The following is a 20,155-nucleotide window of genomic DNA, read 5'->3' on the forward strand; positions in this document are numbered from 1 at the left end:
GAACGCATCTAAGCTCGAAACCCACCTGGAAAAGAGGTACCGCCGAGATCACTCGTAGAAGACGAGGTCGATAGACTCGGGGTGTACGCACCGAGGTGACGAGGTGTTTAGCCCGCGAGCACTAACTGATCGAAGCCACCAATCATACCGCATTGAGACTCGATTCCACACGAGTCCAGGCGCTATCTGGATCGCACGTATTACACAGTCCTCAACCACCGACATTGGCACTGTCGCGGTTCGATTCCGCGAGTCGGCGTTAAGGCGGCCACAGCGGTGGGGTTCCACCCGTACCCATCCCGAACACGGAAGTTAAGCCCACCTGCGTTTCGGGGCCTACTGGAGTGCGCGAGCCTCTGGGAGACCCGATTCGCCGCCTCCACTCATACTCTTTCGACCCTCATCCGGCAGCGGCCGGATGGGGGTCGGTTCATTTCGAACCCCACCAGCGTTCGCTGGGGGAGTTCTCTGTGACGACGACCAGTGCCGTCAGTCGTGAAGGAGATCAGCAGCGACGTGGTGAAGACGACTGTGTTGGTCCTGTCGGAGATGGGCGAGCGTTCACTGGCCACGCCTGTCCGACCAAGACCGCTATGCTTAAACTGGCTCCTCGGTAAGAATAAACCGTGCCAAGGTGGCAGAGTCTGGCCCAACGCATCCGCCTGCAGAGCGGAACCCCCGCCGGTTCAAATCCGGCCCTTGGCTTCTGTGTCGCGAACAATCCGTGAGCGACAAGAACCAGCAACCGATTTGAAGCAGAGAACAGCTTTGCTGTGACCGAGGTTCAAATCCGGCCCTTGGCTTTCTGCGTTCACCCCAGCAGCGAGATCCAAACCACCAACCGCTTTGCAACGAGGGGCGGCGTCGCTGCGACTGTGGTTCAACTTCGCTTCCGGATTTCACCCGCGAGTAATCCGTGAGTCGCGGCTGTCACGTGAGTTCGAAGCACGACGTCACTGCTCGACGCGAGCGGTCATTCACAGGTCACGGATTCAGCCACGTCGATCAAGAGGGGTTTCCGGAGACCGCGACCGGTAACTGAGTACCGCCAGCCATCACACGACCAGGAGACGACCTGTTTCGGGCCGAGATTGCGGAACTCACCTGTCCGGCCGTCGATCGAGACGGAGTCGTTCGTGGTCTCTGGTTCGTACCAGGTCAGATTGCTCTTCGAGATGGCGAGTGATGCGGTCGCGTTGACGTACCGGAGCCCGACGCTCTTGACGCGGCCGGGAATCGTCGTCCTGGAGGTGTAGGCCAACTCGAAGCCCTTCGGAACGTCGGGGACTGGCACCGACGTCGACGCAGCACGCTGGAGGGCCGAAAGCGAGCCGTAGGTCTCCTGATAGTGGCCGCCGGACGCGTCGACTGTCGCGTCGGCGGGTGGGTCGAAGCGGAACGCCTCGTCGTCCAGACCGGGATTGAACGTGACGTTCCGGTACGTCGTGGTGATCTGCGTCCGGTCACCGCCTCGTCGCCACGACGTCTGGCGTTTCAGGGGGTAAAAGTACTCGGCGTCGAGCCAGAGTCGCTGCGTGTAGTTCGTGACCATCGCGGCGTCGCTCGACGAGTTCGACTGCAGCTGGACGAGATACGTGGCGCGCCCGGCGACCGTCTCGTTGCTGACGTACGTCGCGTCCAAGGCGCCACCCCTAGCCACGCTGGCGCCGCTCGTGCCGGCGCTGGGGACGGCAGGCAGTGGCTGGATGCCTGGCGTCGGCGTCGTCGCTGGCGTTGCCGGCGCTCGCGTTCGGTCGAGACGCTCGAGTAGGCGCTGGAGCCGTCGGACGGACGTCCCGTTCGCGTCCGCTCGCGGTGAGAGGTCGATTCGGTCGACTTCGTTCTCGTCGCGGTCGTACAGCCACAGGTGCGACCCGTTCGAGACGCGTCGGTCCCAGCGGTGCTCCGTGCTGGAGACGAGCACAGCACGGAATTCGCCAGTGGCTGGGCGCAACTGGACGCGCTCGACCGACCGACTCGTCCCGTTCTCGCGTTCGATGACGGTGACGACCGTCGCGTCGATGCCGTCGATCGTCGCCACCTGGGTAGCGGCGTGGTCACCGAACCGCGACTGGTTCGGTGCGGTCTCGGCACCCAACGGAACGAACGCGATCGCGGCCCCTGCCAGGACGCCGACGACGACGACGGCTTTGAGGACCGCAGACGGGGAGACGGTGTCCGGGTGCATTCGTCAATTACCAAGTATGGCTCGTGAAATATATCTTGCCAACCTACGTTTTTCCGCTCGGGTGCGCTTCGCACACCACTCGCGCAAAAACGTGGGCGAAAAAGCGGCGACTCGGACCGCTGGTCCTCGCGGCTACGCCGCTCGGCTTTCGAGGTGCATCACGTCGTTCGCACCTCGTGGTCCTCGTCGCCGATGCTTGAACTACGTGTTATTTTGTGCGTCCACGACCGCGACGGCGGCGAGGTTCACGATGTCGTTGACTTCGTCGCCGCGCTGGAGGACGTGGACGGGCTTGTCCATGCCGACCAGCATCGGGCCGATCGCGCCGGCACCGCCCAGCCGCTGGAGGAGTTTGTACGCGATGTTGCCGGCTTCGAGGTTCGGGAACACGAGGACGTTCGCGGGCGCGTCGATCTCGGCGAAGTCGTACTCGCCGGTGAGCATCTCCTCGACGACGGCGGTGTCGGCCTGCATCTCCCCGTCGACCGGGAAGTCCACGTCTGGGTCGGCGCGCAGTTGCTGGGCAGCACGGCGAGGTTTGGCCGTGCCCGGGTTGTCGACGGAGCCGAAATCGGAGTAGGAGAGCAGGGCCGCCCGGGGCTCGACGTTGAACCGGCGGGCCAGGTCGGCCGTGTGGCGGGTGACTTCGGCGAGGACGTCCTCGTCGGGGTCCTGGTTGACGGTGGTGTCGGCGCAGAACACGACGCGGTTCTTGAACGTGAGCATGTACACGCCGGCCGCGTAGTCGGTGTCGCTGGCGGTCCCGACGACCTGGAGCGGTGGCCGGAGCGCGTCGGGATAGTTGTGCATCAGGCCGGTGAGCATCGCGTCGGCGTCGCCCATCTCGACGAGCACGCTCGCGAGGTAGTTCCCGTTCTGGATGAGTTCGGCCGCCTCAGAGCGGGTGATGCCCTTGCGCTTGCGGAGTTCGTACAGGCGGTCGGCGTAGGGGGCGAGGTGGTCGGCTTCGGGATCGACGATCTCCGGGTCGAAGTCGAGCGCGAGCGACTCCAAACTCGCCCAGATGTGCTCGCGGTCGCCCACGAGGACGGGCTCGGCGATGCCTTCCTCGGTGAGCTGGTGGGCCGCCCGGATCATCTTCTCGTCGTCGCCCTCTGCGAGGACGACGCGCTTGGGATCGTTCTGTGCCTGATTGAGGATGACCCGCATCATTTCCCGGGACTTCCCGAGGCGGGCCTCCAGGCGCTCGCGGTACGCCGCGGGTTCGATTTCGAGCCGCGCGGCGCCGCTGTCCATGGCGGCCTGGGCGACGGCCGTCGCGACCTCGAAGAGGACGCGCGAGTCCAGCGGTTTCGGGATGATGTAATCGGGGCCGAACTGCAGCGGCTGGTCGTCGTAGGCCTTCCGCACCACGTCGGGGACGTCCTTGCGTGCGAGTTCCGCGATGGCCTCGGCTGCAGCGACTTTCATCTCCTCGTTGATCTCTTTGGCGCGCACGTCGAGCGCACCCCTGAAGATGAACGGGAAGCCCAGCACGTTGTTGACCTGGTTGGGGTAGTCCGACCGGCCCGTGGCCATGATGACCGTGTCGTCGCGGGCGGCTTTCGCCTCCGGGTACGCGATCTCGGGATCCGGGTTGGCCATCGCGAAGATGATCGGGTCGTCGGCCATCGACGCGACCATCTCCTGGCTGACGATGCCGCCGACCGAGAGGCCGACGAAGGCGTCGGCGCCGTCCATCGCGTCCGCGAGGTCGCCGCCCTCTGCGGGTGGCTTGGCGAACGGCTCGGTGTACTCGCTCAGGTCGTCCCGATCGGTGGTGAGGATACCGTGTTCGTCACACATCGTGATCTGCTCACGAGGGACGCCCAGCGAGACGTAGAACCGGGCTGTGGCGGTCGCGGCTGCCCCGGCGCCGGCGAAGGTGACGTCGAGGTCAGCGAGGTCCTTCCCGCTGATGTGGGTAGCGTTGAGCAGCGCCGCGCCCGTGATGATGGCGGTGCCGTGCTGGTCGTCGTGGAACACGGGAATGTCCATCCGCTCGCGGAGTCGCTCTTCGATCTCGAAACACTCCGGGGCCTTGATGTCCTCCAGATTGATCCCGCCGAAGGTCGGCCCCATCCCGGCGACGGCGTCGACGAACAGTTCCGGGTCGTCGAAGTCGTACTCGACGTCGAACACGTCGATGTCCGCGAAGCGCTTGAAGAGGACGCCCTTGCCCTCCATGACGGGTTTCGAGGCCTGCGCGCCGATGTCGCCGAGACCCAGCACCGCCGACCCGTTCGAGACCACGCCGACGAGGTTCCCTTTGGCCGTGTACGTGTACGCCTCGGTGGGGTCCTCGTGGATCGCCCGGCAGGGCGCTGCGACGCCGGGCGAGTACGCGAGACTCAGGTCTCGCTGTGTGCTGGTGGATTTCGTCGTCGCGATCTCGATCTTCCCTGGTGGGTCTTCCCGGTGATACTCCAGTGCGTCCTCGTCGAGTCCCATACAGGTGCCTGGAGGTGCGGGGTGAAAAATCGAACCTGAAACACGGGGACAGTTCCCACCCGAGAACTGGACGAACGTCAAACGGTGGCGTCGTAACCGGCGTCCTCGACGGCGGCGACGAGGTCGTCCGGATCGGGCGACCTGGCGAACCATTAAGTCGTGGCACGTCGTACCTTGCGTGGAGTTACCACGGGGGCCACCAATGGGACAGCTCAGCTTTGCAGCGAGTGGACTCGTGATGGGTGGGTTGCTCGTCGCGATCGGCGTGACGGCGACGAGGCGTCGCGGGACGGACCGACCGGTGAGAACTGACGGGGGACAGCCAGCGACGGGACGAATGCAGCGAGTCGCCGGTGACCCGCTGGTCTGGTCGCTGGCGTTTCTCCTGCTGGTAGCCGCCGGCGTCGGCGGCACGCTGTTGGTCGTTACCGGAATGGCGCTCCCGATCGTCCCGTCTGGGTTCGGGACGCTGTTGGTCGGACTTCTGGCTGGTGCGGTGCTGGTGTATCTCTGCTGGGGGTTCTACCACGCCGCCCGGTATCGCGGTCTCCACAGGCCGGCCGCCCTGGCGGTCGCTGCCTGGGTTGCCGGACTGCTGTTCGTGCTCGGCATCGTCTTTCGATTGCTGGAGATCGTCTGAGTCCCGGCGAGCCGTGACGCGCCTCCGGACCAGTTCCCCCGTCCGATGACCGACACCGTGCAGGCGACGACGCGCGTGCCCGACGACGAGACGCCCGCAGCCTGCTGTCCGCACTGCGACAGACCGTTTGCGCGCGAGCGACTGCGCGACCTCCACCTCGGCAAAGCACACCCCGGGGAGGTGACAGACCGGGAACGCGAGGCGTACGAACGGGCTGCAGACGAAGAGGGGGACGACCTGTTTCTGTATCACCTGCGGGTGATCGCGGTGCTGGTGGTGCTGTACGCAGCTACGATCATCGTGTACATGGTCGTGCTGTCAGGTGGCGTCTGATGCGGTGTGGCTGTCCGTCGCTGGTACCGCTTCCGTGCAGCGGAGCGCGTATAAGCAGCTTTTAAGCTTACGTTGACATTATCTTCGAGCCGTCATCACTTCGGAGTGCAATGGTTGGACGCCCTCCACAGCACGGCTCCCGCCGACGGTGTTCCGCCGTGAGGTACAGCCAGCTAACGACTCCGCGCCGGGAGGAGAGACGATGAGCAGCGTTCGATTCCTGGTCGCGACTGCGCTCGTCGTCGCGGTCGGTCTCCCCGCACTGGCGGGGACCGCGAGTGCGGCGCCGGCCGCCAACGAGACGGGCGCTGCAGACGGAATCTCTGTTCCCGACGTCGTGAAGACCGAAGCCGGCGAGACGGTCCGCATTCCGATCTCGTTCGGGGAGGCCGACGCGGTCCGCGTCCGCATCGGCGGCCCGGACGTCAATTACCAGATCAACGTGACGGTGCACGACGAGAACGACGACGGTCGAGCGGTCGTCCTGTTCGACACCTACGACGCGATGACGAGCGAGACCACGCTGTTCGTCGAGGACCCCGACGCCGGGAGTAACCTGTCGGAGACCGAGCCGGGCGCCGATCCACCGCTCGACGTCGCCAGCTACCCCGTCGAAGCCGCTCCTGCGGCGAATCCCTCCGCAGCGCCGGTCACGGGGACGCTCAAACTCTTCGACGTGCCCGTGGGTGAGCGGTCCGATCGGACAGCCCCTGGAGGGAGTGTCGAGATCGTTCAGTTCGAGCGGGACCTCGTCTCCGTGGAGCGAAACGAGGTGTCACGTATCCCGATGTCGGTGAGCGAGGGCGGCGCAGCCACGCTCTCAGTCAGCGCGGAGGGGTACGAGAACGTGTCCTATCGGGCGACGGTGACCGTCCGTGACGGGAACGGTGACGGACGCGTCGTAGCCGTTTTCGACCCTGCCGCGGTCGGGATCGACGTCCCGACGTTCGAGAGCGACGCGGCGGCCGATACCGTCCGCGTCGAGGACGAGCGAATGAACGAGACCGTTCGACGTGACGGCCTGCCCTCCGGCGTCTACGAGCTGACGTTGCACCGCGGTGAGGGCGCAACCGACGCGTCCCCCGCCTACGCGTTGCTACAGCTAACTGAGCGCAACGAAACGGCGGCGTCCGGAACTGCCACGCCGAACGGTTCGGACGCGTCGACCGGTGCCTTGGGCTCGGTTCCCGTCCTCGGGATCGGTGCCCTCCTGGCGATCGCGGGCGTCGGCCTGCTGACTGGCCTCTTCCGAATCTGACCGGCGCGCCCCGTCTATTCTCGCCCGACTGTGAGAGCGACGACGGCAGCGATCACGAGACAGATGACGAAAAAGACGAGTCCCGGTTCGAACACCTCGAACACGAGTCGGGTGAGTTCGCTTTCCGACCCGGGGTGGCCCGGCGTCGTCCCCGCCGAGCCGACTGTTCCGGGAGTCGCGCTCTCACGTCGATACAGCCGTTCCGCGGCCCACTGCACGCAGAGACTCGCGATTCCGAGCAGTCCGAGGCCGCTGACCGCCTGCACGAGCGACTGACGGACGTTCGGCAGTCGGTCGTCGTCGCCGACGAACACGAGCGGATCGCTCGTCGGTCCATACACGTGCATCTCGTTGCCTTTCTCCGAGTAGACCGTCTCGATCCGTTCGATCAAGTCGGCGTCTTCCAGCTTCGACAGGTGGTAGTGAACGTTCTGCACGGAGGTGTCGACGCTGGTCGCGACTTCGGAGGGCGTCATCGATTCCTCGAACAGCGCCGTCAGAATCTGCCTGCTCGTCTCCGAGGAGAGCGCGTCGAGTATCTCTGTGGCGTCCTCGTCGGCGAACTCGAGGACGCGAGCGTCCGCGTTCGGCGTCGCGCTTCGTTGCTGGAGTCGATCGATCCCTCCTGACATGTGTGTTCGCTGTGGTTTGCGTGGCGGACTGTGCACAAAGGGCTGTCCATAGCTAAAAGCCGGTTTTTACTCCGTCGCGTTTCGGGCGTTTGCGACGGCGGTGGCGGGTCTGACGTACCCGTGCCCGGATCGCGGATCGGGACCGTCCGGGCTGACGTCGACCGCGGTCCGTTCGAGGAGCCGTTCGACTTCTTCCGGACTGCTGTCCGGGTCGACCTGGCGGAGCAGCGCGGCGACCCCACCGACGTACGGTCCAGCAGCCGACGACCCGAGGAGCCCCTCGGGTTCTCCGGCCGCTTCCAGTTGATCTGGGGCGACCACGTCGATTCCCGGTCTGCCGTCCGTCGTCGGCCCGCGGCCGCTGTATGGCTCTACCGCCGCAGCCTGTCGGTCCCAGGCTCCGACTGCGAGGACGCCTCTGGCGGTCGCCGGTGCGGTGATGCTGCTCCGCGGGCGGCTGAACTGCAGCGAATGTGTCGGAGACGAGATCGACAGCCGCGTCGCCGTCGCGTTCGCGGGTCCCCGGACGGCGACCGAGTACCGCTCGTTGGGCGCGAGCTCGGTCACGATGCGCTCGTTCGGCACGGCGTCTCCCCGGTACGGGCGCGAGGTAGCGACGCGCTCGCGTCCGTCCTCCGTTTCGCGGTAGAGTTCTAGCGTGTACGACTCCTCGCGGTGGGCCCGTTCCCAGGAGAGCCACAGCGTCACCGTTCGGCCGCCGCGGAGGCGGTTGAACGGCCCGCCTTCGAACTGGAGCCGACCGTTCCTGACGTCTCTGTAGGGGCCGTGCCAGTATCCGGTCGCGAGGTTCCCCGCCGAGGCGACGAACACGACGTCGCGTCTCACGGCTCTCGTCGCGGCCAGGGAGACGCGCGTCGATCCGTCGCCGCGCTTCCCGTAGAACGACACCGGCGCGACGATGACGTCGACGTCCTGTGCGAGCAGCCAGTCGATCCCGCGCCGATAGCCGCTGGCGTCGTCAAACGACGCGAGATACAGGTCGGCGTCGGGCGCGACGCGACCGACCAGGGAGGCGACGGCCGTCCCGTGGGCGTCGTCTCTGACGGCATCGATAGCGGTGTTCGGGACGAACGATCGGGCGGCCGCGATTCGTCCGGAGAGCGCCGCGTGATCGGTGTCGAAGCCGCTCGCATCGAGCACGCCGACGCGGACGCCCTCGCCGGTGATCCCGGCGTCGTGGATGGGTCGGAGTCCGTCGACCGGATCGATCGCGGGTCCGCGAGCCCCGTCGGTGCGTGGTGACGGCGACTCGGTGACGACCGCGTACGCGCCGATACCGGCGGCTGCTGTCAGCACCGCAACGACGACGACTGCAAGCTGACGCCGCTTTCTGTGCATCGTTGGAGGATCTGGTGAAACGGGTGTGCTGGCACCGGCCGGTCGTCGGCCGGCGTCACTGTCGCGAACACTGCACAGGCGCGGTGAAAAACATCGCGGTCCGAAAGTTCCGCTCGCCCGTCAGAGGATCGAGTAGGAGGCCGCCATCGTCAGCGCGAGCGCACCACCGAGCGCGAGGAGGTACAGGTAAGTCAGCGACCGGGGTTCCCAGCGGAGGTGCTGATAGTAGCCGGCGACGGCGACGGCCTTGGCCGCCGAGAGGACGACGATGAGCCCGAACGCAAGCCAGTAGGCGCTGTCGAGCAGGTCGGTGTACATCTCGATGCCGGCCTGGACGCTGGCCAGCACGAACAGGACCACGTAGACCGCCGCGTACAGTTTGGTTCGTGCCATGGTTTTAGAGGATGTAGAACAGCGGGAACAGGAACAGCCAGACGATGTCGACGAAGTGCCAGTACAGCCCGAACAGCTCGATGGGTTCGTCGTCGCCCAGATACGCCCCGTTCCAGGCGCGCACGATCATGTAGCCCGCGATGAGCAGCCCGATGGTGACGTGTAAGCCGTGGAGCCCGGTCGTCAGGTAGAACGTCGAGGACGCGACGTTCGTCCCGAGGTCCCAGCCCTGGGGGAACTGCTCGGAGTGGACGTGGAACAGGTGTTGCCACTCCATCGCCTTGTTGATCAGGAAGCCCACGCCGAGCGCGAACGTCGCGACGAGGCTGGCGACGACGCCCTTGTGGCTCCCCTTCTCGGCGAACACCATCGCCAGCACGACGGCGAAACTGCTCGTGAGGAGCAGGTAGGTGTTGACGAGGCCCGGCAGCACCACGTGTTCCTCGGGGATGAGGTGGTGCCAGGTCGTCCAGCCCTCCGCGACCCGCAGGAACACTGACGCGCCGATGAACGCGCCGAACAGCACCACGTCGGACGCCAGGAAGATCCAGACCCCGAGTTTCGTGTTGTCGACGCCGCCGAACGGCCAGGTCTCGCCGAACCCACCCTCGGGCCCGGCGAACCGCTCGCGGGTGAGTCCGAGCAGCGACCCGCCCACGGCGACCAGCCCCAGTCCCGTGAGGCCGAGGTAGAGGGGCTGACCGGTTCTGATACCGGAGGCGCCGAGCAGCAGGACGAACGCCGAGAGGCCGAGCGCGAACGGCCAAACGCTGGCGTGGCTCTCGACGTCGTCTTCGCCGTGGGCGAGGATGTCGGCACTCACGGCTCCCGAACTGCCGCCATCGGCCGTCGCACTCGCGTCGCTCGCACTCGGCTGGCGGAACTCCAGTTCGCCGCTGGCGTAGGTGGGCGTCCCGTCGAAGTTCTCCAGGGGCGGCGGCGAGGAGACCGCCCACTCGGCGGTCCGCGAGTACCGCCAGGGGTTGTCGCCGGCGGGCTCGCCCGCGTGGAGGCTCGTGAACAGGTTGTAGAACATCACCAGGAACGAGAACCCGAGGACGAACGCCCCGACCGTCGCGAGCTGGTGCCACTGGGTGAACGCGGGATCGTACTGGAACACCCGGCGCGGGGTCTGCCAGGCGAGGAACATCGGGAAGTACAGCAGGTTGAACCCGACGAAGTACAGCCCGAAGTGGAGCTTCCCGAGCGTCTCGTCGTACATCTTCCCGGTGATCTTCGGGAACCAGTAGTAGACGCCGCCGAAGAGGGCGGTCGCGCCCCCGACCATCACGTAGTGGAAGTGCGCGACGACCCAGTAGGTGCCGCGGAACTCGTAGTCCAGCACGACCGCGCCGAGGAAGACGCCGGTGATGCCACCGATGATAAAGAGCAAGAGCGCGCCGAACGAGAACAGGAAGGGCGTGGTAAAGCGGATGCGGCCCTTGATGGTGGTGTAGATGAGCGAGAAGACCATCAGGTCGAAGGGCAGCGAGATGCCGATGGTCGTCGCCATGAACAGCGTCTTGATCTCCAGGTTGATCGAGGTGAGGAACATGTGGTGCATCCAGACGACGAAGCTCTGGAGCGCCACGAGCACCATCGCGATGATGAACCACTTTCGGCCGACGAGGCGCTGGCCGGTAAAGGTCTGGAACGTCTCGGCCATTACCCCGAGGGCGGGGAAGAACACGATGTACACCTCGGGGTGGCCGAAGAACCAGAACAGGTGGGTCCACAGCAGCGTGCCGCCGGCCGTCTCCATGGCGAAGTAGGTAGTACCGAGGATGTGGTCGGCCGCGAGGATCATGAACGCGGCCAGCAGCGCCGCGAACGCGAACAACATCATCCACACCGTGAGCAGGATGGTCCAGCTGAAGATGGGCATCCGGCGGAGGGTCAACCCCTCCGCACGCATCCGGTGCATCGTGGTCAGGAAGTTCACCGAGGAGACGGTCACGCTCACGACGAACAGCGCGAGCGCCAGCACGGCGGTCGTCGCGCCGAGTGCGCCATCGGGGATGAACGCCGGGGTGTTCAGCGGCGCGTACATCGTCCACCCGCCCGCGAACGTCTGGCCCTGGAAGAAGGAGACGCCAAAGAGCAGCCCCGAAAACAGGTACAGCCAGTACGACAGCGCGTTCAGGCGGGGAAAGGCGAGGTCGTCGGCTCCGAGCTGCAGGGGCACGAGGTAGTTCGCGAGCCCGAAGGCGAAGGGCGAGATGAAGAAAAACACCATCAACAGGCCGTGGGCGCTGACGGCCTGATTGTAGGCCATGGGACCCAGCAGCCCCTCGCCGGCCGCGCGGGGAACCCAGAGCTGGAGGCGCACGAGCAGCGCGAGGACGCCGCCGAACACCAGGAAAAACAGCGACGTGACGAGGTACAGAACGCCGATGTCTTTGTGGTTCGTCGTGACGAACCACCGTTTCAGCGTCTCCTTCCCCGGGAACTCGTGGCCGTGGTCGGACTCGTGACTGTGGCCGCCCGCAGTGGGCAGCTCGCTGGAAACGACGCCACCATCCGCCTCTTCGGGGCGCCCGGCGTCAGTCTCGGCGCCGTTCTCGTCCGTCGATTCGGGATCGTCTCGTCCGCTGTCGGCTGTGTGGTCGGCCATGTTACGGCGTCACCTCCGGGGAGGCGGTCGTGGTCGCGTTCGCGCTGGTAGTTCCGTTCGCTGCGGGTCCGTCACCTGCAGTCTCGTTCGTCGTACGCTCGGTGTTCGCGGTAGCGGTCTCGCCGTCGTCGGTGCCGGTGTTCGCGTACCAGGTCTCGAACTGGTTCGCCGGGAGGACCCGGACGTCGGAGGTCATGTAGGAGTGGCCCGAGCCACACAGCTCGTAACACTGCGCCTGGAACGTGCCGGTCCGCTCGGCCTGGAACCAGGTGGTCGTGTACGACCCCGGGATGGCGTCGGTTTTGACCCGGAACGCGGGGATACCGAAGTTGTGCATCACGTCGTCGGAGGTCACCCGCAGCGTGACGTTCCTGTCTCTCGGGACCGTCAACGTGCTGTTGGTGTGGCCGTTGGGGTAGGTGTACTGCCAGCTAAAGCGGATACCGGTCACCTCGACGACGAACGGCTCGTCGCCGTGGGCGGCTTCGGCGGCGCTGATGTTCTGGCTCCCGCCGTCCTCGACTGTGGGTGCGCTCGTGCCCTGCTCGACGTACAACAGCATGGCGTAGGTCCAGACGATCAGCGAGACGACGATGATGGCGCTCAGCGAAAACGAGATGAACAACTTCCTCCCTTTCCCGCCGCCCTCCGGGAGCTCGCCGAGCTGTGGTCTGTCGACTGTCGATTCGTCCCGTGGCCCGTCGTCCCGGTACTTCCAGGCGTTGTACAACATGTAGCCGATGACGACGACGCCGACGAGGGTGCCCAGCGCCAGGAACACCCAGTAGATCTGCGTGAACACGTCGACACGTGTCCCCCGTGGCAGTATCTGCTCGAGTTGCAGCGGAACGACAGGGCGTGTGCCTGCCAGGGTCATTGCAGTGTGCTACTTGCTCTCCTACACCATGGACTATATGGGTTGGGGGAACAGAGCAATGCTAGCATGCGTCACTAGTCGTACCCTACCAACACACCAGCTGAGGTAGGGAAATCGTAGATCTGGAAATGGTTTCTTTCACCGGACTCGTTCGGGAATGCTTTTGCTCGTCTGGCCCGTTACTACCTTGCTATGGTAGACAGTGACAAACGGACGGAAGAGTTCGGGAGTCCGGAAGTCCAGGGGGAGGTCGCCCAACCCGACTTCGATCACCTCGCTGGGATCGTGACGGACGGTCTCATCGGTGCCGTCGGTGGATTAGTCGGGACGGCGGCGATGACGATCGGGCTCTTCGTCGCCTCGACGCTCAACGCCTTCGACATGCAATCGTTCGCGATCCTGTCGGAACTGACCGGCCTGGCCGTGATCTTCCCGGGGAACGCCCTCGCCGTGGGCTATCTCATCTTCCTCGCCGGCGGGATGATCACCTGGCCGCTCCTGTTCGCCGCGACCGCCGAGTATCTCCCCGGATCGAAGTTCGCGACCAAGGGCATCCCCTACGGGTTCGTCCTCTGGACCGGATTCGTGCTGGCGTTTGCCGGCGACATCGGGACGAGCACGGGCATCCTGGCGCTGTACGCCGTACTCACGCTGCTGAGTCACTTCGCCTACGGCTTCACGCTCGGCGCCGTCTTCGATTACCTCGCCGATCGGCCGGACACCCTCGTCTGAACGACGGTCTCCGACCCGGCGCAGCCGCTCGCAACTACCGGTTTGACGACGCGAAAGGAGAGGCCCCGACGTCGCTAGTCGCGTTCGACGCGGAAGTAGTCAGTAAAGACGATCACGTCCCCGTCGTCGAGCGGCACAGTCCCCATCGACCCCCCGTTTACGCCTGCGAGAAACGCGGACAGTTCGTCCTCCGAGAGTTCGTCGACGTGCCGGACGGTGTCGTCGCCCCCGACCGAATCGACGCGTCGAACGCTCCATCCTGAATGCTGGACCTCACTGAGTGCCATGTGTGTGATTACCAATGTCATGGATTATAATAAATGTTCTCTCTTTCGTAGTGACACGTCTCGGTAGCCGACAGCACAATCACTAACTCCGTTCCCGTCGAAACACGGGCAGAATGGACAGACGGCGATACCTTCGCCGTGGCATCGGTCTGTCGGCCACACTGGTGGCCGGGTGCAGTCGTCCCGACGGTGGGACGACGAGTTCGACTCCCGCGACGACGACCGCACCGACCGATACCAGCGCTAGCGGCGGGGTGTACGTGCAGACGTTCGTCGAGCGGATGGCGATGGCCGGCCGAACCGAGGCGGGCGAGTACGCCGTGGCCCTCCTGTTTACGATCCCGCATCGGTTCTGGACGGTGACGAACGCCGAGCGCAGCCCCGTCCCGATCGCGGACGACGACTCCGTCCACCTGATGGCCGTCGTCTGGGACCCGGAGACGCGAACGGTGCTCCCGGGGACCGGCCTGTCGGTCGAACTGTCGCGGAACGGCCGGCTGGTCTCCGAGGAGGTCATCTACCCGATGCTCTCCCAGCGGATGGGGTTTCACTACGGCGGGAACTTCTCGCTCCCGGCCGACGGGACCTACGCCGTCGACGTCAGCGTGGGCGCGCTCCCGACGAACGGCGTGCGAACGACCGGTGCCTTCCGGGGGCGGTTCTCCGAGCCGGCCACCGGGATTATCGACCTCGCGTACACGCCCGAGACCAGAGCGAACGTCAGCTCCCGAGACGTCGAACAGGGCGGCGACCCGGGTGCGCTCGCACCGATGGACATGCGCGTGCCCGTCGGTCGCGCCCCCGAGCGTTCGGCACTGCCGGGCGAGGTCGTCGGCACGGTCCAGAGCGGTGACGCACGGTTCGTCGTGACGCTGCTCGATGCGCCGCCAGCGGGCGTCGAGGCGAGCGGCCCGTACCTCGCCGTTTCGCCGCGGACGCCGTACAACCGGCTCGTCGTCCCCGGGATGCGGCTGTCGATCACGCACGCGCGTGGGAATCGAACGCTCACTGCCACGTCGCTCTCGCGGACGCTCGATCCGGAACTGGACTTCCACTACGGGACCACGCTTCCGGCGACCGAGTCGGGTGACACCGTCCGGTTGCAGGTCGAGACGCCGCCGCAGGTCGCCCGTCACGAGGGGTACGAGCGCGCGTTCCTGCAGATGCCGGCCATGGACCTCACGCTATGACGAGACGCCTCCTCGCCGTCGGCTGTCTGCTCGCGCTCGCGGTCGCGACGATGGCGGGCCTGGCCGTCGCACACGGGAATCATGCGACGGCACACCCGCAGGTGTCGGCGAACGGGACCGTCGTCGTCGAGCAGGCCTTTCTCACTGAACGCGGTTACCTCGTCGTCCGCGCCGACGACGACGGGACGCCCGGTCGAGTGCTCGGCGCTCGGCCGCTCGACCGGGGCCTCCATACAGGAACGTCCGTCCAGATCGACGCGTCGTACTGGCGCGCCGTCTCGGGGAACGCGACGGTCTGGACGGTCCTGCACGCCGACGACGGCGACGGCGAGTTCGATCCCGCAGACGACGAACTCCTCCGGTGGTTCGATCGCCCCGCCGGTGAACGAGTGCAGGTCGGGAAGCGAGACGGGGCCGGGTACGTCCTCACGGCCGGCGGTTCGGGGGCCGACGGCGCGCTCCTCGTCGAGCGCGTCGCACTCCCGGCACAGGGGCACCTCGTCGTCCACGAGCGAACCAACGGAACCCTGGGGGCCGCCCACGGGTCGCGCGCACTGCGCGCGGGGACGCACGCGAACGTGTCCATCCCGGTCGATCTCAGCGGGAACCGGTCCACGTGGCCGTCCCTGTCGGTCGCCGTCCACGTCGACGACGGCGACGGAACCTTCGACGCCGACGACCCGGTCGTCCGCGTCGCGGGCGAACCGGTCGCGAGCCCCGTCGGGACGAGCGGAGCCGTCACCACGTCCAGTGTGGCCGTCAACACGCCGGCCGGCGACGGCGGTCGGGACGCTCCGACTCGGACCCAACCTGGCTCGGCCACGCCGACCACGAGTGCCGGGGGCGCTGGCTTCGGCGTCCTGACGGCGGTCGTGGCGGGGGCGCTCGCGCTGATCGTCGGCCGCCGACGATAGAACCGAACGCCCAAGCCGTTCGCGCTCATGTACGAGTCCAATGGCACTGTCCTGGTCGACACTCCACGCGGTGCCGCCCGCGTTTACGGTCGGTCTCTTGCCCGTCGTCCTCGCGCTCGCTGGGCTCGGGTCGAGCGTCCTCATCGGCCTGGCACTGGCCGCGCTCGTCCGGCGCCAGTCGTGGTCGTACCTGTTGGTCACCCTCGCGCTGGCGACGCTGCTCGTCCGCACGGCCGTGGCCGTGCTCACGATGAACGCCGTCATCGCCGACGAGACCCACCATCTGCTCGAACACGGACTCGACGTCGCGATGGCCGCGCTCGTCGTCGCGGCCGTCTACACCGCCCGCACGGCGAGTGCGTCCCCACCGGAGGAATCCTACGAGTGAGGCCTCCCAGGCGTTCCCGAAACGGTCGAACTCGCCTTCGCCGGTGGCCGATTCACCGCTCGAGGACGGACGTAGCGTGTGTTATACGTTTGCACGATCATCTGGGCGGTTCGAGAGTCGTACCAGAACGCGCTTTTTGCTCCACGGTCTAGCCCGGGGTAATGAATCGGCGGAGTCTACTTCGTGCGGGTGCTGGACTGGTTGGAACGGCGGGGCTGGCTGGCTGCGGGCTGCTGGAGACCGAACAGCGGTCCGTGCGGTCGCCACCGCTCGTCGAGAACCGGCCGAGTGCGGTCTACTACCCGACCCACGTCGAGGGGATGGAAATGATCGGCATGGGAACGGCTGGTGACTACAAGGTGGCAGCGATGTACAGCTACCCCCACCGCTTCTGGAACGTCGACGTCACCGAGGCGAACATCACGAAGATTCAGAGCGAGGACATGGTCCACCTGATGGCGACGGTCTGGGACCCCGAGACGGGGATCGTCCTCCCCGAGACCGGGCTCTCGGTCGTTCTCTCCAAGGGCGGCAGTCTGGTCTCCGAAGAGGCGATCTATCCGATGCTCTCCCAGCCGATGGGCTTTCACTACGGGGCGAACTTCGAGGGCGAGGGCGACGGGACGTACGCCGTCGAGGTCGACGTCGGCGCGATCCCGAACAACGGCGTGCGGACGACCGGGAGCTTCCAGGACCGCTTTACCGAACCCTCGAGTGCGACCCTCGAGTTCGAGTACAGCGAGAAAGCGCGCAACGAAATCGCGTACCGGACGCTCGACAACGCCGGTGACGAGGGAGCCGTAGACCCCCACGAGATGAAGATGGTGCCTAACTCCACGGCGCCGACGAAATCCGAACTGCCGGGTGAGGTCCGCGGCACCGCCACCACCGGCGACGCAGAACTCGTGGTGTCCGTCCTGGAGTCGCCGCCGGCGGGCATCGAGCAGTCCGGACAGTACCTCGCCGTCTCGGCCCGCACGCCCTACAACCGGATGATCGTCCCGGCGATGTCTCTCGCCGGGACGCTCTCTCGGGGCAGCACGGAGGTGTTCTCGGACACGCTCACGCGGACGCTCGATCCCAATCTGAACTACCACTACGGGGCCGTCGTCGACTCGGTGGAGTCGGGCGATACGCTCTCGCTGCAGGTGCAGACTCCGCCACAGGTCGCCCGCCACGAGGGCTACGAGACGGCGTTCCTGGAGATGCCCGACGTGGAGGTGACGCTCTGATGGATCTGTCCGACGACCTCCCGCGTCGCGAGTTCATGAAGACCGCCGTCGCCGTCGGGGGTGCGAGCGCCCTGAGCGCCTGTCTCGGGTGGGCGCCCCGTGCGAACGACCCCGTTCCGTCGGGCGTCTCGAAGCGCTCGGCGTTGCCCGACAGTCAGCACACCTGGAACGACCGCGTGCGCCACGACGAGCACGGCAACGTCGAACTCCCGCGTCACCAGACGCTGCTCTACCTGAACGTGAACCGCGACGGGACACCGACGGCGGCCGATCGCGAGACCGTCGAGGACGCCCTGTGGACGCTCGACCGCGCCTACGAGCGCTCGAACGACGGCCTCGTCTACTCGATCGCCTACTCTCCGTCGTACTTCGAGCGGTTCGACGCCGACCTCCCCGAGAGCATCGATCTGCCACAACCCAAGCGACTCTCGCCGTTCGAGGAACCGACGCTCGACACGCAGGACGCCCTGTTGCACCTCGCCAGCGACCGCGCTGACGTGGTGCTCGAAGCCGAAGAAGCCCTCACGGGCGAGCGCTCGAAGGCCAACGGCGTCGCCGTCGAGACGAAACTGACCGACGCGATGACCGTCGACGACCGCCGGACGGGCTTCGTCGGCACCGGGATGCCGGCCGAACGCCAGGACGGCCTGAACGGGGTTCCCGATTCAAACCCGGTTCCCGAGGAGTCGCCGCTGTTCATGGGGTTCAAGGCCGGCTTCGCCGGCAACCAGGCGACCGAGGAGTACGTGACGCTCGATTCCGGTCCGTTCGCGGGCGGTACGACCAAACACGTCGCGAACATCCGCCAGCGCCTCGACGACTGGTACGTCGAACAGGACTTCGAGGAGCGCGTCATGGAGATGTTCAGCCCCGGCCACGCCGAGCAGAACCTCGTCGACGGCGTGGGCGCGAACCTTGGTGCCGACAGCAACGTCGATCAGTTCGTCGACGACGTCCGCGAGCAGGCCAGCGAGTACGGCCGCGTCGGCCACGCCCAGAAGGCGGCCCGCGCCAACCGCGACGCCGAGGGCAACGTCCGCACCCTCCGGCGACACTTCGAGTCGACCGACGACGACGTCGCCAGCCTGCACTTCCCCTCGCTCCAGCGCCGCATCTCGACGTTCGAGGAGGTCCGCCAGGCCATGAACGGCGTCGACCTCACCGACAACCCGGCCATTCGCCAGCGGGTCAACAACGGCATCCTGGAGTACATTTTCACGGAACGTCGGGGGAACTTCCTCGTCCCGCCGGTCCGGCATCGCGCGCTGCCGACGCCCCGGCCCGAGTAACCACTCGCTCGTCGCCGATACACCGGTGGCCGTGCGCTTCGGTACCACTGCTGTCGTGCGGTTTAGGATGTTCGGCCCCTTAGCCTGGCTACCGATGCGGAAAGACGAACTCCTGTACCTCCACCAGTTGCTGACAGCGGTCCGAACCGAATGCGAGGGTCGGGGCGACGTGCCGGCGGACGCGTTCGCGGCGTACGAGGAGCTGGCGGTTTCGCCTGTTGCCGCGTACGAACAGAAGAACGAACACGAACGCGCAGTCGCCGCGCTGGCGTCGACGCTGGCCGAGTCGGCTGCTGGCGACGCCGACACCGCCAATCAGAACACACAGCGCTCACTCACGTCCTGAACGGCCGCTGTGACGGCCTGCGAGCGGCTTTGCGGGCGGTGTCTTTCTGCTCTCGTAAAAAGTAACGGTTAAAGGCCGCGCTGCCATCGCTCCGAGTATGCAACGACGAGCCGCGGCGTTATACTTCGCCCTTTTCCTCGTCATCGGGGCGGGATCGTACGCGTATGTCACTATGGACAGTGGGGCCAATGCCCAGCAACCCACTATAACACTCAACGCACAGGAGTACTCACAGAACGACCCCATCACCGTCGACGGACGGACGTACATCGTCTCGGAGATCAGCGCAGAGAACGCCTCTGATGCCGAGGGGACGCTCACATGGACGAACCAGTCCGCACAGGAGAGCGCGACGCTGGAAAACGGGTCTGAGACGACCTACCAGAACGAGACCTGGCAGGTCCAGATCGCCAACACGTCCGACGTGTCGCAGTTCGCGCTCCAGGAGAACCTGAACGTCAGCGCCATCCTCGCGAGCGACGACCGCGTCGACAACCAGACCGTCACCCGGAACGGACAGGAGCAGGTCGTCTTCACGTCCAACGACACGCTGGTGCCGCTCAACGAGTACCTGCGCGAACCGCAGACGGTGACGTTCTCCGAGGGCCAGACGTACAACTACACGACCGAGGACGGCACCGTCCAGCCGGCGACCATCGACACGGTCACCGGGAACGTCTCGACGCCGTCGGCCACCCTCGTGTGGGAGACCACCCAGGAGAACACCGTCCAACTCGCCGAAGGAGCGAACGTCACGCTCGCGGACGGCCAGACGCGCGTCGTCCACTTCCCGGACGGCGAGACGGTCCAGCTCTCGACGAACTACGGGGCGTACCAGGAACAGGTCGAAAAGCAGGACTACTTCGACGAGCGCAAAAAGGGTCTCTGGGGCGTTAGCGTCATCAGCTTCCTGGCGGCCATCATCCTGCTCGCCACGGCGTACCTCCCTGTCAAGGACTAATCGCGCACCGCTTTTCGCGATCAATCGTCCGCTGCTCGTCGAGTGACAGCCGTCGATCACCCATGGATTCG

Annotated in this window: 19 protein-coding genes, 1 tRNA gene and 2 rRNA genes; 14 read left to right on the top strand and 8 right to left on the bottom strand. The window is 66.1% G+C overall.

The annotated features are described in order from the left end of the window. The 3 genes from MU553_RS17830 to MU553_RS17840 all read left to right on the top strand — a co-directional run. Positions 1-145: ribosomal RNA gene (locus MU553_RS17830) — 23S ribosomal RNA — on the top strand; the annotation flags it as partial. 115 nt (positions 146-260) lie between these two features. Then, positions 261-382, top strand: a 5S ribosomal RNA gene (gene rrf, locus MU553_RS17835). 246 nt (positions 383-628) lie between these two features. Beyond that, positions 629-705: transfer RNA gene (locus MU553_RS17840), tRNA-Cys, on the top strand. 268 nt (positions 706-973) lie between these two features. On the opposite strand, the gene MU553_RS17845 is transcribed toward MU553_RS17840, so the two are convergent. After that, positions 974-2,188, bottom strand: a complete 1,215-nt coding sequence (locus tag MU553_RS17845) for a LolA family protein (protein ID WP_247380139.1) — start codon at positions 2,186-2,188, stop codon at positions 974-976. 201 nt (positions 2,189-2,389) lie between these two features. Continuing rightward, on the bottom strand, positions 2,390-4,639 hold the full coding sequence (locus MU553_RS17850; RefSeq protein WP_247380142.1) for an NADP-dependent malic enzyme: 2,250 nt from the start codon (positions 4,637-4,639) through the stop codon (positions 2,390-2,392). A gap of 202 nt (positions 4,640-4,841) precedes the next feature. On the opposite strand from MU553_RS17850, the gene MU553_RS17855 reads away from it, so the two are divergent. The 3 genes from MU553_RS17855 (at position 4,842) to MU553_RS17865 (ending at position 6,870) form a co-directional block, all read left to right on the top strand. Next, positions 4,842-5,279, top strand: coding sequence for a hypothetical protein (locus MU553_RS17855; RefSeq protein WP_247380145.1), 438 nt, complete (start codon positions 4,842-4,844; stop codon positions 5,277-5,279). A gap of 45 nt (positions 5,280-5,324) precedes the next feature. Next, positions 5,325-5,612, top strand: coding sequence for a DUF7410 domain-containing protein (locus tag MU553_RS17860; RefSeq protein WP_247380148.1), 288 nt, complete (start codon positions 5,325-5,327; stop codon positions 5,610-5,612). 202 nt (positions 5,613-5,814) lie between these two features. Next, positions 5,815-6,870 carry a DUF7827 domain-containing protein gene (locus tag MU553_RS17865; protein ID WP_247380151.1) on the top strand — a complete coding sequence of 352 codons (1,056 nt, stop codon included), beginning with the start codon at positions 5,815-5,817 and terminating at the stop codon, positions 6,868-6,870. 14 nt (positions 6,871-6,884) lie between these two features. Here the strand turns inward: MU553_RS17865 and MU553_RS17870 are convergent, their stop codons facing one another. From MU553_RS17870 to coxB, 5 genes are all read right to left on the bottom strand, one after another. Then, a complete protein-coding gene (locus MU553_RS17870; protein ID WP_247380156.1) occupies positions 6,885-7,502 on the bottom strand; it encodes an ArsR/SmtB family transcription factor in 618 nt (205 codons plus the stop codon). A 66-nt stretch (positions 7,503-7,568) separates the two neighbouring features. Next, entirely contained in the window at positions 7,569-8,861 is a 1,293-nt protein-coding gene (locus tag MU553_RS17875; protein WP_247380158.1) for a S8 family peptidase, read from the bottom strand. Between the two features lie 120 nt (positions 8,862-8,981). Beyond that, entirely contained in the window at positions 8,982-9,254 is a 273-nt protein-coding gene (locus MU553_RS17880; RefSeq protein ID WP_247380160.1) for a cytochrome C oxidase subunit IV family protein, read from the bottom strand. Between the two features lie 4 nt (positions 9,255-9,258). Next, the gene (locus tag MU553_RS17885) at positions 9,259-11,868 is read right to left on the bottom strand and encodes a cbb3-type cytochrome c oxidase subunit I (RefSeq protein WP_247380162.1); all 2,610 of its coding nucleotides are present in this window, start codon (positions 11,866-11,868) and stop codon (positions 9,259-9,261) included. 1 nt (position 11,869) lies between these two features. Next, a complete protein-coding gene (gene coxB / locus MU553_RS17890; RefSeq protein ID WP_282594364.1) occupies positions 11,870-12,745 on the bottom strand; it encodes a cytochrome c oxidase subunit II in 876 nt (291 codons plus the stop codon). 192 nt (positions 12,746-12,937) lie between these two features. Here coxB and MU553_RS17895 point away from each other — a divergent pair, with 192 nt between their 5' ends. Then, on the top strand, positions 12,938-13,477 hold the full coding sequence (locus MU553_RS17895; RefSeq protein WP_247380166.1) for a DUF6789 family protein: 540 nt from the start codon (positions 12,938-12,940) through the stop codon (positions 13,475-13,477). Between the two features lie 74 nt (positions 13,478-13,551). Here MU553_RS17895 and MU553_RS17900 read toward each other — a convergent pair whose 3' ends face one another. Then, a complete protein-coding gene (locus MU553_RS17900; RefSeq protein WP_247380168.1) occupies positions 13,552-13,764 on the bottom strand; it encodes a DUF7979 domain-containing protein in 213 nt (70 codons plus the stop codon). Between the two features lie 113 nt (positions 13,765-13,877). Between MU553_RS17900 and MU553_RS17905 the strand changes: the two genes are divergently transcribed. The 7 genes from MU553_RS17905 to MU553_RS17935 all read left to right on the top strand — a co-directional run bounded on the left by MU553_RS17905 (position 13,878) and on the right by MU553_RS17935 (position 20,084). Next, entirely contained in the window at positions 13,878-14,954 is a 1,077-nt protein-coding gene (locus tag MU553_RS17905) for a DUF7350 domain-containing protein (protein ID WP_247380171.1), read from the top strand. After that, complete coding sequence (locus MU553_RS17910; RefSeq protein ID WP_247380174.1) at positions 14,951-15,868, top strand: DUF7282 domain-containing protein; 918 nt, start codon at positions 14,951-14,953, stop codon at positions 15,866-15,868. Before MU553_RS17905 ends, MU553_RS17910 begins: the two co-directional genes overlap by 4 nt. A gap of 40 nt (positions 15,869-15,908) precedes the next feature. After that, entirely contained in the window at positions 15,909-16,256 is a 348-nt protein-coding gene (locus MU553_RS17915) for a DUF7471 family protein (protein ID WP_247380176.1), read from the top strand. A gap of 161 nt (positions 16,257-16,417) precedes the next feature. Then, positions 16,418-17,488 (top strand): twin-arginine translocation signal domain-containing protein, encoded by a 1,071-nt coding sequence (locus tag MU553_RS17920; protein ID WP_247380179.1) that lies wholly within the window; start codon positions 16,418-16,420, stop codon positions 17,486-17,488. Then, entirely contained in the window at positions 17,488-18,777 is a 1,290-nt protein-coding gene (locus MU553_RS17925; protein ID WP_247380181.1) for a DUF7405 family protein, read from the top strand. The genes MU553_RS17920 and MU553_RS17925 overlap by 1 nt, the downstream gene beginning before the upstream one ends. A 94-nt stretch (positions 18,778-18,871) precedes the next feature. Beyond that, the gene (locus MU553_RS17930) at positions 18,872-19,123 is read left to right on the top strand and encodes a UPF0058 family protein (RefSeq protein ID WP_247380183.1); all 252 of its coding nucleotides are present in this window, start codon (positions 18,872-18,874) and stop codon (positions 19,121-19,123) included. A 97-nt stretch (positions 19,124-19,220) separates the two neighbouring features. Next, positions 19,221-20,084: a hypothetical protein gene (locus MU553_RS17935; protein ID WP_247380185.1), complete on the top strand. Its 864-nt coding sequence runs from the start codon at positions 19,221-19,223 to the stop codon at positions 20,082-20,084. The last annotated feature ends 71 nt before the right edge of the window (positions 20,085-20,155 follow it).

Source organism: Halorientalis brevis (assembly GCF_023077655.1).

Bases quoted from the DNA above. Each gene is read 5' to 3' on its own strand.
- MU553_RS17885 (WP_247380162.1), bottom strand. From the start codon at position 11,868: ATGGCCGACCACACAGCCGACAGCGGACGAGACGATCCCGAATCGACG.
- MU553_RS17930 (WP_247380183.1), top strand. From the start codon at position 18,872: ATGCGGAAAGACGAACTCCTGTACCTCCACCAGTTGCTGACAGCGGTC.
- MU553_RS17895 (WP_247380166.1), top strand. From the start codon at position 12,938: ATGGTAGACAGTGACAAACGGACGGAAGAGTTCGGGAGTCCGGAAGTC.
- MU553_RS17860 (WP_247380148.1), top strand. From the start codon at position 5,325: ATGACCGACACCGTGCAGGCGACGACGCGCGTGCCCGACGACGAGACG.
- MU553_RS17845 (WP_247380139.1), bottom strand. From the start codon at position 2,188: ATGCACCCGGACACCGTCTCCCCGTCTGCGGTCCTCAAAGCCGTCGTC.
- MU553_RS17875 (WP_247380158.1), bottom strand. From the start codon at position 8,861: ATGCACAGAAAGCGGCGTCAGCTTGCAGTCGTCGTCGTTGCGGTGCTG.
- MU553_RS17905 (WP_247380171.1), top strand. From the start codon at position 13,878: ATGGACAGACGGCGATACCTTCGCCGTGGCATCGGTCTGTCGGCCACA.
- MU553_RS17915 (WP_247380176.1), top strand. From the start codon at position 15,909: ATGGCACTGTCCTGGTCGACACTCCACGCGGTGCCGCCCGCGTTTACG.
- MU553_RS17865 (WP_247380151.1), top strand. From the start codon at position 5,815: ATGAGCAGCGTTCGATTCCTGGTCGCGACTGCGCTCGTCGTCGCGGTC.
- MU553_RS17935 (WP_247380185.1), top strand. From the start codon at position 19,221: ATGCAACGACGAGCCGCGGCGTTATACTTCGCCCTTTTCCTCGTCATC.
- MU553_RS17925 (WP_247380181.1), top strand. From the start codon at position 17,488: ATGGATCTGTCCGACGACCTCCCGCGTCGCGAGTTCATGAAGACCGCC.
- MU553_RS17880 (WP_247380160.1), bottom strand. From the start codon at position 9,254: ATGGCACGAACCAAACTGTACGCGGCGGTCTACGTGGTCCTGTTCGTG.
- MU553_RS17850 (WP_247380142.1), bottom strand. From the start codon at position 4,639: ATGGGACTCGACGAGGACGCACTGGAGTATCACCGGGAAGACCCACCA.
- MU553_RS17920 (WP_247380179.1), top strand. From the start codon at position 16,418: ATGAATCGGCGGAGTCTACTTCGTGCGGGTGCTGGACTGGTTGGAACG.
- MU553_RS17870 (WP_247380156.1), bottom strand. From the start codon at position 7,502: ATGTCAGGAGGGATCGATCGACTCCAGCAACGAAGCGCGACGCCGAAC.
- MU553_RS17855 (WP_247380145.1), top strand. From the start codon at position 4,842: ATGGGACAGCTCAGCTTTGCAGCGAGTGGACTCGTGATGGGTGGGTTG.
- MU553_RS17910 (WP_247380174.1), top strand. From the start codon at position 14,951: ATGACGAGACGCCTCCTCGCCGTCGGCTGTCTGCTCGCGCTCGCGGTC.
- MU553_RS17900 (WP_247380168.1), bottom strand. From the start codon at position 13,764: ATGGCACTCAGTGAGGTCCAGCATTCAGGATGGAGCGTTCGACGCGTC.
- coxB (WP_282594364.1), bottom strand. From the start codon at position 12,745: ATGACCCTGGCAGGCACACGCCCTGTCGTTCCGCTGCAACTCGAGCAG.